Source organism: Alphaproteobacteria bacterium, assembly GCA_015062495.1.
GTDB lineage: Bacteria > Pseudomonadota > Alphaproteobacteria > Rs-D84 > Rs-D84 > Enterousia.
This window is the reverse complement of record SUUN01000001.1, coordinates 366,447-379,409: the sequence shown is the minus strand read 5'-3', so window position 1 is coordinate 379,409 and position 12,963 is coordinate 366,447. Positions and strand designations below refer to the sequence as shown.

General features: G+C 41.7%; 19 protein-coding genes and 1 pseudogene. 17 read left to right on the top strand and 3 right to left on the bottom strand.

Annotated elements, in window-relative coordinates; all coding sequences use genetic code 11:
• Window positions 1-139 precede the first annotated feature (139 nt).
• Window positions 140-1,024 carry a magnesium transporter CorA family protein gene (locus E7008_01935; protein MBE6456681.1) on the top strand — a complete coding sequence of 295 codons (885 nt, stop codon included), beginning with the start codon at window positions 140-142 and terminating at the stop codon, window positions 1,022-1,024.
• Here E7008_01935 and E7008_01930 read toward each other — a convergent pair whose 3' ends face one another.
• Window positions 1,025-1,240, bottom strand: a complete 216-nt coding sequence (locus tag E7008_01930) for a hypothetical protein (GenBank protein ID MBE6456680.1) — start codon at window positions 1,238-1,240, stop codon at window positions 1,025-1,027.
• Window positions 1,241-1,880: 640 nt separating this feature from the next.
• On the opposite strand from E7008_01930, the gene E7008_01925 reads away from it, so the two are divergent.
• The 16 genes and pseudogenes from E7008_01925 to E7008_01850 all read left to right on the top strand — a co-directional run bounded on the left by E7008_01925 (window position 1,881) and on the right by E7008_01850 (window position 11,247).
• Window positions 1,881-2,126 (top strand): helix-turn-helix transcriptional regulator, encoded by a 246-nt coding sequence (locus tag E7008_01925; GenBank protein MBE6456679.1) that lies wholly within the window; start codon window positions 1,881-1,883, stop codon window positions 2,124-2,126.
• A gap of 111 nt (window positions 2,127-2,237) precedes the next feature.
• Complete coding sequence (locus E7008_01920; GenBank protein MBE6456678.1) at window positions 2,238-2,666, top strand: hypothetical protein; 429 nt, start codon at window positions 2,238-2,240, stop codon at window positions 2,664-2,666.
• A gap of 20 nt (window positions 2,667-2,686) precedes the next feature.
• Window positions 2,687-2,878: a hypothetical protein gene (locus E7008_01915; GenBank protein ID MBE6456677.1), complete on the top strand. Its 192-nt coding sequence runs from the start codon at window positions 2,687-2,689 to the stop codon at window positions 2,876-2,878.
• 78 nt (window positions 2,879-2,956) lie between these two features.
• Complete coding sequence (locus tag E7008_01910) at window positions 2,957-3,376, top strand: helix-turn-helix domain-containing protein (protein ID MBE6456676.1); 420 nt, start codon at window positions 2,957-2,959, stop codon at window positions 3,374-3,376.
• On the top strand, window positions 3,342-4,028 hold the full coding sequence (locus E7008_01905; protein MBE6456675.1) for a biotin--[acetyl-CoA-carboxylase] ligase: 687 nt from the start codon (window positions 3,342-3,344) through the stop codon (window positions 4,026-4,028). The genes E7008_01910 and E7008_01905 overlap by 35 nt, the downstream gene beginning before the upstream one ends.
• Before the next feature lie 172 nt (window positions 4,029-4,200).
• Window positions 4,201-4,617 (top strand): hypothetical protein, encoded by a 417-nt coding sequence (locus E7008_01900; GenBank protein ID MBE6456674.1) that lies wholly within the window; start codon window positions 4,201-4,203, stop codon window positions 4,615-4,617.
• Between the two features lie 11 nt (window positions 4,618-4,628).
• Window positions 4,629-4,826, top strand: coding sequence for a hypothetical protein (locus tag E7008_01895; protein ID MBE6456673.1), 198 nt, complete (start codon window positions 4,629-4,631; stop codon window positions 4,824-4,826).
• Complete coding sequence (locus tag E7008_01890) at window positions 4,819-5,475, top strand: hypothetical protein (protein MBE6456672.1); 657 nt, start codon at window positions 4,819-4,821, stop codon at window positions 5,473-5,475. Before E7008_01895 ends, E7008_01890 begins: the two co-directional genes overlap by 8 nt.
• Window positions 5,476-5,587: 112 nt before the next feature.
• Window positions 5,588-6,046, top strand: a pseudogene (locus tag E7008_01885) (hypothetical protein).
• Between the two features lie 240 nt (window positions 6,047-6,286).
• Complete coding sequence (locus tag E7008_01880) at window positions 6,287-7,108, top strand: hypothetical protein (GenBank protein ID MBE6456671.1); 822 nt, start codon at window positions 6,287-6,289, stop codon at window positions 7,106-7,108.
• A gap of 40 nt (window positions 7,109-7,148) precedes the next feature.
• Window positions 7,149-7,382, top strand: a complete 234-nt coding sequence (locus E7008_01875) for a hypothetical protein (protein MBE6456670.1) — start codon at window positions 7,149-7,151, stop codon at window positions 7,380-7,382.
• Between the two features lie 84 nt (window positions 7,383-7,466).
• Window positions 7,467-7,985 (top strand): hypothetical protein, encoded by a 519-nt coding sequence (locus tag E7008_01870; protein ID MBE6456669.1) that lies wholly within the window; start codon window positions 7,467-7,469, stop codon window positions 7,983-7,985.
• 17 nt (window positions 7,986-8,002) lie between these two features.
• Complete coding sequence (locus E7008_01865; GenBank protein ID MBE6456668.1) at window positions 8,003-9,718, top strand: hypothetical protein; 1,716 nt, start codon at window positions 8,003-8,005, stop codon at window positions 9,716-9,718.
• Window positions 9,719-9,745: 27 nt separating this feature from the next.
• A complete protein-coding gene (locus E7008_01860) occupies window positions 9,746-10,093 on the top strand; it encodes a hypothetical protein (GenBank protein MBE6456667.1) in 348 nt (115 codons plus the stop codon).
• 19 nt (window positions 10,094-10,112) lie between these two features.
• Window positions 10,113-10,664 (top strand): hypothetical protein, encoded by a 552-nt coding sequence (locus tag E7008_01855; protein MBE6456666.1) that lies wholly within the window; start codon window positions 10,113-10,115, stop codon window positions 10,662-10,664.
• Complete coding sequence (locus E7008_01850; protein ID MBE6456665.1) at window positions 10,633-11,247, top strand: hypothetical protein; 615 nt, start codon at window positions 10,633-10,635, stop codon at window positions 11,245-11,247. The genes E7008_01855 and E7008_01850 overlap by 32 nt, the downstream gene beginning before the upstream one ends.
• On the opposite strand, the gene E7008_01845 is transcribed toward E7008_01850, so the two are convergent.
• Together E7008_01845 and E7008_01840 are read right to left on the bottom strand one after the other, a co-directional pair.
• Window positions 11,244-11,885, bottom strand: a complete 642-nt coding sequence (locus E7008_01845) for a hypothetical protein (protein ID MBE6456664.1) — start codon at window positions 11,883-11,885, stop codon at window positions 11,244-11,246. The two genes, E7008_01850 and E7008_01845, sit on opposite strands and share 4 nt — an antisense overlap.
• A 26-nt stretch (window positions 11,886-11,911) precedes the next feature.
• Window positions 11,912-12,919: a helix-turn-helix transcriptional regulator gene (locus E7008_01840; GenBank protein ID MBE6456663.1), complete on the bottom strand. Its 1,008-nt coding sequence runs from the start codon at window positions 12,917-12,919 to the stop codon at window positions 11,912-11,914.
• Between the last annotated feature and the right edge of the window lie 44 nt (window positions 12,920-12,963).

The window sequence follows — 12,963 nt, the reverse complement described above, 5'->3', positions numbered from 1 at the left end:
ATGTGCGTCCCCCCATTTTTATTGATTCTATCACATAATCAGATGGCAAAAAACGTATTTGTTTTCCCAGAAAATATTGCAAAACAATTTTTTTTGCGATATTATAACACGAACTTGATATCAGCCAAAGGGGGATGCCGTGTTTGTGACCGAAAAATTAAAAACATTCTCTTGGGTAAACGTTGGCAATCCCGATCACGAAGATTTTGAAAAACTGCAAACCGAATACAAAATTGACGAGGATACGATATCAGACATCCTTGACCCTGATGAACAACCCCGCCTTGAAATCGAAGATGATTACAAGGTTATAATTGTTCGTTTTCCAATTATTAACCGCGAAAATGATACCCTGTGGCATACCGAACCATTATCAATTATTCTGTCATCAAACCGTGTAATTACCGTATGTCGCAAGCGTTGTGATTTATTAGATAAAATCAAACGTTCTGAAAAAACATCACGCGAAGAATTTATTTTAAATATTCTGTACTATATTGCAGAATCATACCTGCGTATGTTAAAGGAATTGAACAAACGTGTTATTGCGTCCAAGCGTGTATTATTGGAACGCATCCGCAAGAAAGAATTAATGGATTTATTAGAAGTTGAAAACAGTTATACCCTGTACATGGCGGGCATTCGTGGAAATGTTGCGGTGCTGGATAAACTGGAAAAGGTTCGTGGCTTTGTAAAAACAGATGATGCCCGCGAATTGGCCGAAGACGCCCGTATCGAATTATCCCAGGCGACCGAGGTTGTCGCATCATACAGCAAAATGTTAAAGTCGATAAAAGAAACATTTGAAAGTGTTATTAACATGGATTCAAACACGAACATTAATCGTTTGACCATGTGGAACATTATACTGGTTGTGCCAACGGTAATTGTTGGTTATTACGGAATGAATCTGGAATTACCATTTGCCGAACACAGCAATGCCGCCACAGTGATATTTATATTCATAATGGTATTGCTGTTGGGCTTTGCGATATTTGGCACAATTCGCCGTCGTATTATATAATCAAACTAAATCCGTCTTGGATTGCGTGTTGGATAATTCCAGCGGACGTTCGGTCGCGGCAATAAACATAATTTTTTGATATGTCGTTAATGATATCCAGCCTGTTGTTATTTTATGATATTCCAACTCGGTTTCGATTGCCAAAATGTCACACATTTTAAAAACAGGAATTTCCAATTTTTGTCTGGTGGCTTCTATCTGATGTCCGATGCGCATATTGTCCCCCATTGTTTGTGTGAAACAAAAAACCGCAATTGAATATCAAAAGCGGTTGGAGGTTAACAACTATTGTAGAAAATAGCGTTGTTTATTGGATATTCACAACCCTCCAACCGCAGGAGTTGGAGTTTTTCGTCTTGACGACGTTCTACAAGAGGTTGTTAAGCCCCACACTGGAAATCGCCCAATGCCCATATATTATACGCCATAAAAATCATAAATTCAAATACAATGATAAATAAAAGTCAGTCAATGTATCTGCCAAGAAAAACACCGCCGTTGCCGGCGGTATTTCCGAGTGTCCCGAAAGGAAGGAAAGGAGAAAAAGAAATTGGACACTCTAAACTGTGGTGTGGGCACCAGAGTCCAGAGGAGAGAGAATGTAGGAGGGAGTCTGAACCTCTGGTCCCCACGTGATGTTTTCACATCCGTCATTGGGTTTGTCCCTTTGACGATTTAAAATATAGTACACTAAAATCGATTCGTCAAGTGTTTTGTCAAAAAAATTTTTTGTGTCAATTTAATCTGTCTATTCCTAGGAAATGGTACTTGTTGTTTTGCCCGGTTTTCTGGAATAAAATCAACATTGTATCAGACGGAAAGTTGTTCCTGATGTATAACCAAGAGGGAGAGAAAAATGACACATGAAGATGTGTGGCGTGCCATCGAACGCTTTGCAACCGAACACGGTATGTCATGTTCAGGGTTGGCAAAATGCAGCGGTCTTGACCCAACGACGTTTAATAAGAGCAAGCGTTGGTCCAAAGAAGGGCAACCACGATGGCCATCCACCAACAGTATTTCCAAGATTTTGTCGTCCACGGGTGCAAAAATTCAAGACTTTACCAAGTTTATTGATCCACCCGATAACGGGCGCGACTAGATTATATCTGTTTCGACACCCCAAAAACCGCACAGGCAATTCCAGTGCGGTTTTTATTGAAAAACATAAAATACCGTATTAGCATATAGTATAGCATTCAAAGGAGTTGATATGATTTTTGTAGTCCCATATTATACCAAAAATACTAAATCAATTTTAGATGTAAAACAGCCGTCTATTACATATCATATGGGCTGGTTCGATAAAAAAGATAGTGACACGAAAAAAGAGTCTGATGTTAAGATTGATTGGGATGCGTATGACCGTTTGAATAATATAAATTATAAACCAGAAGATCGTGGAACAATAGAGGTTCCAGCGAATGCAGAAACGATAATCTATGAATCTCCTGAGGGACAAACTTACGAGATTCCTGTATCGGACTTAATAGACGCCGATGATGATGGCGAAATAACATATAGTTCCAAAGGACGCTCTGTTTTTAATCCACGTTATAAACCCAGGGCACATAGAGTTGATTATCGTTTAAAATATCCGACTATGTTAATGCAACAACAAAAATTCGCACGAATTCGTTAATGTAAAACAAGGGGGAAACCATGCTGAAAAACAAAGTTTTGACAGACGAAATTATTCAATCAATAGATAATACAATTCGGTTGCTACGCGAATTGAAACTGGATAATGAGCAAGATAGGAAACATGTAGAAGGTAGAATTGCTGCGTTAGAGTGGATAAAAACGGGGCAGGGCGGCAAAATCATCGTTAATGTACCACAAGACAAGAAATAGTCTAAATTGAAACCGCACAGGCAATTCCAGTGCGGTTTTTATTGGACATGAAAAATTATATAGTCTAGAATAACAAACATGTTAAGCGGTGTTCGTATTTATGCATCTGATACAATATGGCGCCAAATCTTGACCGATTTTGGGGCGACTGTTTTGGACGCGCCAAATGCCACGGATATAAATTTTGATAATTTACATATTGATTGTCCGCTCAGTTCACTGGAATTAAAGTCTGTTATACTGGATGCCAACGACAGTGCATCGGTTTTGCGCGAAATTTTTGGCATGTCTGTGTCATTGCCACGTATTCAGGCACAAATCATAGTATTATTGCATAAATCCGGTGGTATGACCGGCAATGAACTAAGGGACGCATTGGGGTATGCGCCGGATACCACCACCCATACGGTGGATACTGCTATTTATCAGTTGCGTCGCACATACGGACGTGGATTTATTATAAATACAAACGGGGTATATCGCATTGGCAAACTATAAATTATTATCATTTGATAAAATCCCCAGCACCCAGGATTATGCCCTGGAATTAATTGCGTTTGGACGCGCCACCGACCATATGGCGGTATTGGCCGCGGCCCAGTCTGCGGGGCGTGGTCGCATGCGTCGTACGTGGGTATCGCACCACGGCAACCTGTATATCAGTTTTATTTTTTCGTCCCCTGAACGCGATGCCCGTCTGTCTTATTCTGTTGGTGTGGCAATTGCAGAAACAATCGCGTCATTTGGCATTCATCCAACGATAAAATGGCCAAATGACATCCTGGTTGACGGGAACAAGATTGCCGGCGTATTAATTGAATATTCTGGTGATTTTGTTGTTGTTGGCATCGGTATAAATGTGAATTCAAATCCGACGGTTGATCGATATAAAACGACCAAAATGGACAATTATTCTGAAATTCCAATGAATGAATTGTTGGCGCGCCTGATGCGTAATATGGACAAATGGCGTCGCAGCGATTTTCGTGCGGTGCGTGCACGCTGGACTGAACTGGCGGCGTGTATAAATCGTCCCGTTAAATACCAGGGCGAGGTTGCCGAACTGGTCGGAATCAATGAAAATGGCGCATTGGTTTTGCGTCGTGGAACGCGTTATTTATTGGTTTATGGGGACGAGATTACAGTGTAAAATGCCGGAATTCCGCGGGTTTGAAAATAATGTCTTGACTTTTTGTTGAATTTGTGATAATATAAAAAGCATAAACAGCACAAATTCTGTCCACATCCATCGCGTTGTGGTTTTTTTATTGCCCATGCATTTTTGCATGGGTTTTTATTTTTAACAACTGTGGGACAATCAAATGCAAATGACCTTAGTTAAAAATCCAGACACGTCTGGACACATGAACCTGGCATATAAAGTCGCGCGCGTTGTTTATGCGCATACCGGTGGTGTATCATTGCCATTGGTATGTGCATTTACATCCATGATAAAAAATTTATCAGATGCATCCGGCGTCGATATATCAAATTTGATTATGGACCAGACAATTTTTCCAGCATTATCCGCGACGGATGAAAATCATTCGCGGTTGCATGTCGCCGCAAACACACGCGCATTTCAAATGTGTGTTCGTACAGCATACCGCATGTTGATGGGCCAGTTGCCTGATTCGTGTTATGGCGCAACCAGATTTCATGCATCCGATATAATTCCCGCATGGGCAACATCGCGTGGATATATTGCAGACATTGACGGCATCCTGTTTTATTTATAAGGGGTGTGTTTATGCAACGAATAATACGTGGTGGATATCTGGCGGGATATCGCACATACATAATTTCTGCGACGGGGATATTGTCGGCCATTGGTGCATATTTGGTTGGCGATACAGACCTGTTTTCTATGTTGCAGGCAATATTTACACTGGCGGGGATATACTTTCTGCGCCGTTCAAATGAAACCAAAGGAAAAGAAAATGGATAACATCCCAGAAAAATTTCGTAATGATGATGGTACATTAAATACAGCAGCCTTGATGAATTCATACACAGAACTGGAAAAAAAGATTGGTTCAATGGTATCGATTCCAAATGAAAATTCAGATGATGTTGCGCGTCAAAAATTTAATCGTGCAATTGGTGTGCCGGAAAACGCATCCGAATACCCAACACATGAATTGTATGATGATGAAAACCTGCGCCAGAAATTTTTTGAAATCGGTTTAACAAAAAAACAGGTTGAAAAAATTTATGATATTGCAAATGAATTTCTATCACCTGTGATATCAGATTTATTTTCTGCACGTGATGAATCCACTGCGATGAATGAATTAAAAACTTTCTTTGGTAGTGATGAAAAAATGATTGACAATTTACGCGCGATAAATGCGTTTGGTGAACGGTTTTTACCACATGATGCATTTGAATCACTGTGCGCTACACCCCAGGGAATTCAAAGCATGTACAAAATGATGCAATCAATCGAACCAACAATAAAAACAGACAAAAACGAAAATGAAAATTTGTCTGATTCAGATTTACGACGCATGATGCGCGATCCGAAATATTGGCGTGATAACGATGTCGAATACATTCGCAAAATAGAAAATGGATTTAAAAAATTATATTCGTAATTTGAATAAATGCACTTTTCTACTTTACTAAGTTTTGTAATTACGATAAAATGTAACCAAGAACAAAACAGATTTGTTCTGTCCAAAACTTTTTAGATTAAGGAGAGAAAGAATGGCATTTTTATTCAAAAGAAAAGCAGCCGCAAAAAAAGTAGTTGCTGAAAAACCAGCGGCGAAACCGGTTGCAAAGAAAGCACCTGCAAAAAAACCAGCGGCAAAACCAGTTGCAAAGAAAGCACCTGCAAAGAAAGCAGCGGCGAAACCAGTTGCAAAGAAAGCACCTGCAAAAAAAGCAGCGGCAAAACCAGTTGCAAAGAAAGCACCTGCAAAAAAAGTAGCTGCGAAACCGGTTGCAAAGAAAGCACCTGCAAAGAAAGTAGCAGCGAAACCAGTTGCAAAGAAAGCACCTGCAAAGAAAGTTGCAGCAAAACCAGTTGCAAAAAAAGCACCTGCAAAGAAAGTAGCAGCGAAACCAGTTGCAAAAAAAGCACCTGCAAAGAAAGTTGCTGTTAAAAAGGTAGCGGCAAAACCAGTTGCAAAGAAACCATGCGCCAAAAAGGCATGTGCAAAAAAAGTTTGCAAGAAAAAATAATTTTTAACTAACTTACCCCGCGTACGCGGGGTTTTAAAATGAAAATATCAGTCAGATGTTATACCAGTCTGACTGATTTTTTTTATGGACAATCCGCATACGCGGACCCAAAAGTTTTTTGTCGGATGGCGCATTTTATGCATAACCAAAAACACAAAAATTGATTGGGTGTCTGTTATGACATCTTTGTTTAATTTTTTTTTACCAAAGGATTATTACATGTCTGTTTCCATAGATAATGTATTTGTGAAACAATTCGAAGCCGATGTTCATTTGGCATATCAACAGATGGGCACAAAATTGCGTTCTACGGTTCGCAGCAAATCGGGTGTTATCGGTGCATCCACCACATTCCAAAAGGTTGGCCGTGGCACAGCCAGCACAAAATCGCGTCATGGCATTGTACCTGTGATGAATCTGAACCATGAACCTGTTGAATGTATGTTGTCTGATTATTATGCAGGCGATTGGGTTGATGCATTGGATGAATTAAAGGTCAATATTGATGAACGCCGTGTTGTTGCATCGGCTGGTGCATATGCACTGGGGCGCAAGACCGATGAATTGATTGTATCTGCCATGAATAACGCAACTGCAAATGTTGGTGATTATTCAACTGGCCTGACCAAAGATTTGATTTTGTCTGCGGTCGAAGTGCTGAATACAAACGATGTGCCCGATGATGGCCGTCGCTTTGCGGTTGTTGGCGTACGTCAGTGGAATGAACTGTTGTCGATGGATGAATTCGTATCGGCGGATTATGTTGGCGATGCGTTGCCACTGTTAAACGGTGGTGTTGCACGCAAATGGTTGGGGATTACATGGGTTCTGTATAACGGTCTGCCGGGTACAGGCACAAACCGTGATTGCTTTATTTATCACGCGTCCAGCATTGGTCATGCCTGTGGCCAGGATGTAAAAACAGATATTTCATGGCATGGTGAACGTGCTGCACACTTTATCAGCAACAGCATGTCCCAAGGCGCAGTCTTAATTGATGGCGACGGGATTGTTCGCGTTAAATGTTCAGACGCCGAATAACACAATTTAAAATTCAACCCTAAACCAAAGGAAAACACATATGGCTTTTCAGAACAAAAATTTATCTGTCATCGCGTATGCAAATGGATTTACATTGTGGCATTACAGCAGTGCATCTGAAACATTGGCGACGATTACCGCCAATGGATATTTTAACAATGTAAAAACATTGATGAATATCGGTGATATTATCATTATCAACGCATCGGATAACACAGCGATTAAGAAAATAAATATCACAGATTTGAATGTAACAACCGTTGCATTGGCATAATAAACATTTCTTTTTTTTATTCCTTTCCTGGGTCGGCAAAATATTGTCGGCCCAAAATTATTTTTTAACCCAAGGTGGCAAAAAATGCTTACTAAAATAGATTTATGTTCCATGGCATTATTAAAAATGGGCGAAAATCCAATTCAGTCATTAACTGATGACAGTGCACCCGCCAAACTTGCGCGCACACTGTTTGAACCGGTTATGGATTCTGTTATTGCGGCACATCCATGGCGTTTTGCAACCCAGAATATAGAACTGACCAAAAATACAGACGGCGATTTTCTGATACCTGCAAATGTATTGCGCGTATTAAAGACATCTGGTCGTATCATTGGCAATAAAATTATCGCGGACGGCGACACAACAACAATCACAGCGGTGGTCAAAACTGCACCGGAATCATACCCTGGGTATTTTGTGTCATTGGCGGCAACGCGTCTTGCCATGGAATTTTGTATTCCCTTGATGGGTGATCAAACGGTATTTCGCATGTTAGTTGCAATGTACGAATCAGAATTGCAGACCGCAAAATTCATAGACAGCACCACATCAATTGCAAACAATATCGACAGTTTTTCATTACTTAATACACGCTTTTAATTTCGGGGGACATTCACATGGCAGATTTTATAAAAACACAAAATTCATTTGCAAATGGCGAAGTCGCCCCTGAATTCTATGCGCATGATAATATCAATGGATTGTCCAGACTAGAAAATATGGATGTGCTGGCGGGTGGCGGTTTGTCACGTCGCAGTGGATTGGTGTCGGTTGATAAACTGGTTGGGCCCGCGCGCCTGGTTTCGTTTTCTGTATCTGATGGCGATGAATATATAATCGCCATAACAGATTGCTATATTGATATCTACATTGACGACACTTTGTACCAGTCCCTTAAAACCCCATGGCCATACACTGATATCACCAACCTGCAATACGCCCAACGTTTTGGAACGATGATATTTGTTCATCCAAACTATCCACCCCAGACATTGTATAAGTCGGGCAATAAATTTTACATTCGCGAATTTGAATTTTCACGCAATGATGCGGACATGACGGTAAATATGCCGTTTGTAAAATTTGACGATGCTTCGGACATAAAAATTACAGTTTCTGCACATGCGTCTGGCAATAACTATGCCACGTTTACAACCAACGCAGATTTTTGGACACCTGAAAACGTCGGTGGGCGTTTATATTTACTGGATCGGCAATGGCGCATTACAGAATACATCAGTCCAACACAGATTGTCGTTCATACCAACGGCACATATACATTACCCAGCGCGTCCGTATCTGATTGGCGTGAATGTGCATTCGGCGCGCGTCGTGGTTGGCCATGCAGTATTACTTTTCACCAGGACAGATTGGTCTTTGGCGGTTCACGCGATTGGCCGTCGGGTATATGGCTGTCGCGTGTTGGTGTGCATAATGACTTTAACGCAGGCACTGGCCTTGATGACCAGGCAATCTTTATATCCCTTTTATCGACCCAGCGTCAACAAATTTGCACCGTTGTCAGCAGTGATAACCTGCAAATTCTGACCAATGTTGGCGAATGGGCAATTTCCAGTAAACCTTTGACCCCTGCATCGGTTGATATTAAACAACATACATCGGTCGGTTCATTTGGTGCGTGTTATCTTGCCCCACAAAAGATTGAAAGTGCAACCATATTCGTATCCGCATCGGGTCACGATATACGTGAATTATCATTGGATGAACTGGGGGAAAATTATAATGCAAATGATTTATGCGCATTGTCCAAGCATTTAATGACGTCGCCCGTTGATATTGCCTATAACGACACCACGCGCCAGTTATTCGTTGTTCAATCAAATGGTGTTATGTCGGTCTTGAACCAGAATGCATCCCTGGGGATAAGTGCCTGGGGTACATACAAAACCCGCGGCGAATTTTTATCGGTCACAGTATGCAATGGTCATACATATGTTGCGGTTAATCGTGATGGTGACACTTATCTGGAACGTTTTTCGCCTGTGGCCATGACGGATGTGAACAAATACAGTTTTTCATTTACTGCATCTGGTTTGCCGTTACGTGTGTCGGGGCATAATGCATCGCGTCTGCGATTGCGTAAAATTGTTGCGCGTGTTATTGATACCAAATCCATATCAATAAACGACCATCGCATAACATTGCCGAACGAAGTATATGCGGATGGCGCATCGGGTTATACGGGCGATGTATCAATCAGTTTACTGGGAACATCCCATGAATGTACGACCCCATGCTGGACAATACATGGCAATGAAAATTATCCAATCACCGTACTGTCGGTCAGTATGCATGGTTGGTACACAGTTTAACAAAATAACAATACATAAGGATAAAATATGGGACAAGTTGTATCAGATATAACAGATATCTTGGATTATAAAGATGCAAAAAAATCGGCCAACAATCAACGCAAAGAAATTCTGGCGCAAATGGCGGCCGACGACGTGGAAAAAACGAACCTGATTAAAAAGGCCTTGGCCACCCAGCGTGCCAAATATGGCGCATCTGGTATGCGTGCATCTGGCGTTACCGAAGGTGCGGTACTAAAACGTCTGAAATCAGAAACCACCGCGCCATATGCGCAAAAGCGTCGCAACAATTTAAATAAGTTAAAACAGGCAACTGCAAAAAAGCCAAATTTATTAAAATCGCTGTTATCCAGATTTGATGATTTAATGTCCTAGGGCGGACATGGGGGTGATTATGTATAAAATATCTTATGTTTCTGATGGTTTAACGACTGAATTCGCCTTTGCGTTTCCGTTTTTTCAGGCGGCAGATGTTCGTGTCGCCATCAATGATATCGTTGGGGATTCAAATTACAATTATACCGTTATGCCGAATTCGGATTTTACCGGTGGCAATGTAGTGTTTGACGTTGCGCCACCCGCCGACACAAAACTGGACATATTTCGCCAGATATCGTTATCGCGCACAATTGATTATCAGCCAACACACAGGATTGATCCCGAAGATTTAAACACAGACTTTAATTTTCTATTATCTGCATTTCAGGATTTACATTCTGTAAATATTGACTTGACGGAATGGGCAAATATTCATGATGATGTAAAATCACTAATCAATTACACTCATGATGTTATTGGTGACAAATTGGGTGGTGGTGCGGTATTGGGACTGTATCGTAATCTGTTGGGCGTATTGGAAAATGCATTACCAAAATTGATAAACGATTATGGTTCAATCACAGAACCCGCGCCGAATGAAAACCGCGATGATTACGGCGTTTTATAGTTTTCTGGATGAATGGAATCGAACACTGGGTTTGGAAACACCCGCACATCATCGACAAATTTTGGAATTTTTATACAGCATTTTATGCGATGCGCCCCATCGTGGATTGCTGATGGCGTTTCGTCATTCGGGCAAATCCACGGTTGTTGGTATTTTTGTTGCCTGTGTTCTGTATTTGCGTCCCCAGACACGAATATTGATATTATCTGCGGAATCCGGGCTGGCATCGCGCATGGTATCGCATATTCGTCATATACTGGAAAACCACCCGTGGTGTGAACACATGGTGCCAAAAAATAAAAAAGAATGGGCGTCTACCCGCATAACTATTAATCGTCCGGTTGGAATTCGTGAACCCTCGGTTATATGCCAGGGCCTGCACGGCAACATAACCGGCCTGCGTGCGGATTTAATTATCTGTGACGATGTCGAAGTGCCCAATACATCAAACACACCCCAGAAACGGGAAAACATGCGTGAACGTTTGCGTGAATTGGATTTTATATTGTCGCCCACCGGCGCGATGATTTATATTGGCACACCACACACACACGATACAATTTACCGCACCAGTGATGATTAATTCATAGAACTGACGAACGTGCGCAACTTGGCCAACAGTTCTGTCCCCGCATCCCCAAACATCGGCAGGTATGTTTCATATTCTGGCATATCGGCTTGAACCTGGGCGCGTGATCGTTCTGATATGGGGTTGGCGATAATTTCGTTTGCTGTATCCCACAATCTGTATGCATTGTATGTTTGGTTAACGATATTCCACTGGTCCAGTAATTGTGGTCGTGCATTTAACGCAGAACGTATTGCATTCTGCCATTCTTCGCCGAATTCGCGAACAACGTCCAATTTCATAAAACGTTCCAGTCCCACTTGGTCCGGGGTAAAATTATTCAGTGCGTCTTCCAGTTCTTGCCATTGATTTGTGGTTAATTTAATCGTTGCTATATCTTCGGCGGTCATCATCCCACCATATGGTAACAGTTCTGGATCAATCGAATCCATTGGTGTTTTGCCACTGCGCAGATTTTCAATATGCCGCACCAGCAATTTACCCGTCGGCATATCGCGCAATTCTTTGATTACATCATCGGTTGCTTCGTTTACAAATATCGGATTAACAGTTGCCCACCCGCCAATAATAACATGTTCTTGGCGATACAGGTTCAACAGTTTCAATGCGATTGTACTGGTTTTGACGTTCATGGGTTCTCTCTCCGTATATGTCTGTATTATTCCATAACAATCATAACAACCTTGTGCATGGTCTGTGGTGTGATTTTTTCATCTGGTGATGACATTTGGCCATAAACCTTGCCCTTAGAATCCTGACGTACACTGACAATATATGCATTAACGGTTGTGTCGTCATCCAGCGAATTAAAGTCTGTATCAATTGCCACTGCTAAATCACCGGGCTTTGCCGGGACAGATGCATCGGCGAACACATATGATTTTTCGGGAATAAATCCGCCCAAACGCTTAGAATTTGGCATAACCGCATAGATTTCTGCGCGTCCTTCCAATGTCATTGGTGCAACAATCATGGTTTTGTCAGATTTTTTGAATGCAATTACTTTGCCTGCGGGTGTTCCGAACACTGGCACTAATTTCTTGCGTGCGCTGTCATACAATTTTGCGCCATACAACCCACCGTGCATGTCCATACCTGACACTGGGTTACCCGGCACCAGAACAGATTTAACACGTTCTTTGACCTTGCTGATTTGTTTGTTCAGCGCGCCCGATTTATACAGGTTTGCGATTTTATCGAACAGTTCTTCTGCACCCAACGCAAAAGATTTTGCCAATGGTTCGATTTCGTTCTGATATATTTCGCGCTGGCCAACTTCGATTTTATGATAAACCGACAATGTCATGCCGGCATCTTTGGCGGCCTGGGCGATTGTCTTGCCGGTCTGTTGGCGGATTTTGCGCAGACCGCTGCCGAACACTTTCAGACCGCTGTTTTCGTTATCTGACATACGGCGTTTAATTTCGCTCTGCCATTGGTCGGCCACATCATCAGATTCCTTGATAAATATATCGGATAATTTGCACCCCAAGATATTGCAAATATTCAGCAACTGCTTCTGGTTCAATCGACGCACACCCTTTTCAATCTTGGATACCGCCGACAACGACAACCCCGCCCGACGGGCCAGTTCGGTCATCTTCATACCATTCGCCAGTCGAATGTTGCGGATATTATTTGGAAATATAATTTCTTCTTGGGCCATGGGCAAACTCCTAAATGACTAATACTTGACAAAATAATAGTCAA

Excerpts from the sequence above, each read along its gene's own strand:
- E7008_01930 (MBE6456680.1), bottom strand. The coding sequence starts at position 1,240 with ATGCGCATCGGACATCAGATAGAAGCCACCAGACAAAAATTGGAAATT.
- E7008_01925 (MBE6456679.1), top strand. The coding sequence starts at position 1,881 with ATGACACATGAAGATGTGTGGCGTGCCATCGAACGCTTTGCAACCGAA.
- E7008_01920 (MBE6456678.1), top strand. The coding sequence starts at position 2,238 with ATGATTTTTGTAGTCCCATATTATACCAAAAATACTAAATCAATTTTA.
- E7008_01915 (MBE6456677.1), top strand. The coding sequence starts at position 2,687 with ATGCTGAAAAACAAAGTTTTGACAGACGAAATTATTCAATCAATAGAT.
- E7008_01910 (MBE6456676.1), top strand. The coding sequence starts at position 2,957 with ATGTTAAGCGGTGTTCGTATTTATGCATCTGATACAATATGGCGCCAA.
- E7008_01900 (MBE6456674.1), top strand. The coding sequence starts at position 4,201 with ATGCAAATGACCTTAGTTAAAAATCCAGACACGTCTGGACACATGAAC.
- E7008_01895 (MBE6456673.1), top strand. The coding sequence starts at position 4,629 with ATGCAACGAATAATACGTGGTGGATATCTGGCGGGATATCGCACATAC.
- E7008_01890 (MBE6456672.1), top strand. The coding sequence starts at position 4,819 with ATGGATAACATCCCAGAAAAATTTCGTAATGATGATGGTACATTAAAT.
- E7008_01880 (MBE6456671.1), top strand. The coding sequence starts at position 6,287 with ATGTCTGTTTCCATAGATAATGTATTTGTGAAACAATTCGAAGCCGAT.
- E7008_01875 (MBE6456670.1), top strand. The coding sequence starts at position 7,149 with ATGGCTTTTCAGAACAAAAATTTATCTGTCATCGCGTATGCAAATGGA.
- E7008_01870 (MBE6456669.1), top strand. The coding sequence starts at position 7,467 with ATGCTTACTAAAATAGATTTATGTTCCATGGCATTATTAAAAATGGGC.
- E7008_01865 (MBE6456668.1), top strand. The coding sequence starts at position 8,003 with ATGGCAGATTTTATAAAAACACAAAATTCATTTGCAAATGGCGAAGTC.
- E7008_01860 (MBE6456667.1), top strand. The coding sequence starts at position 9,746 with ATGGGACAAGTTGTATCAGATATAACAGATATCTTGGATTATAAAGAT.
- E7008_01855 (MBE6456666.1), top strand. The coding sequence starts at position 10,113 with ATGTATAAAATATCTTATGTTTCTGATGGTTTAACGACTGAATTCGCC.
- E7008_01850 (MBE6456665.1), top strand. The coding sequence starts at position 10,633 with ATGAAAACCGCGATGATTACGGCGTTTTATAGTTTTCTGGATGAATGG.
- E7008_01845 (MBE6456664.1), bottom strand. The coding sequence starts at position 11,885 with ATGAACGTCAAAACCAGTACAATCGCATTGAAACTGTTGAACCTGTAT.
- E7008_01840 (MBE6456663.1), bottom strand. The coding sequence starts at position 12,919 with ATGGCCCAAGAAGAAATTATATTTCCAAATAATATCCGCAACATTCGA.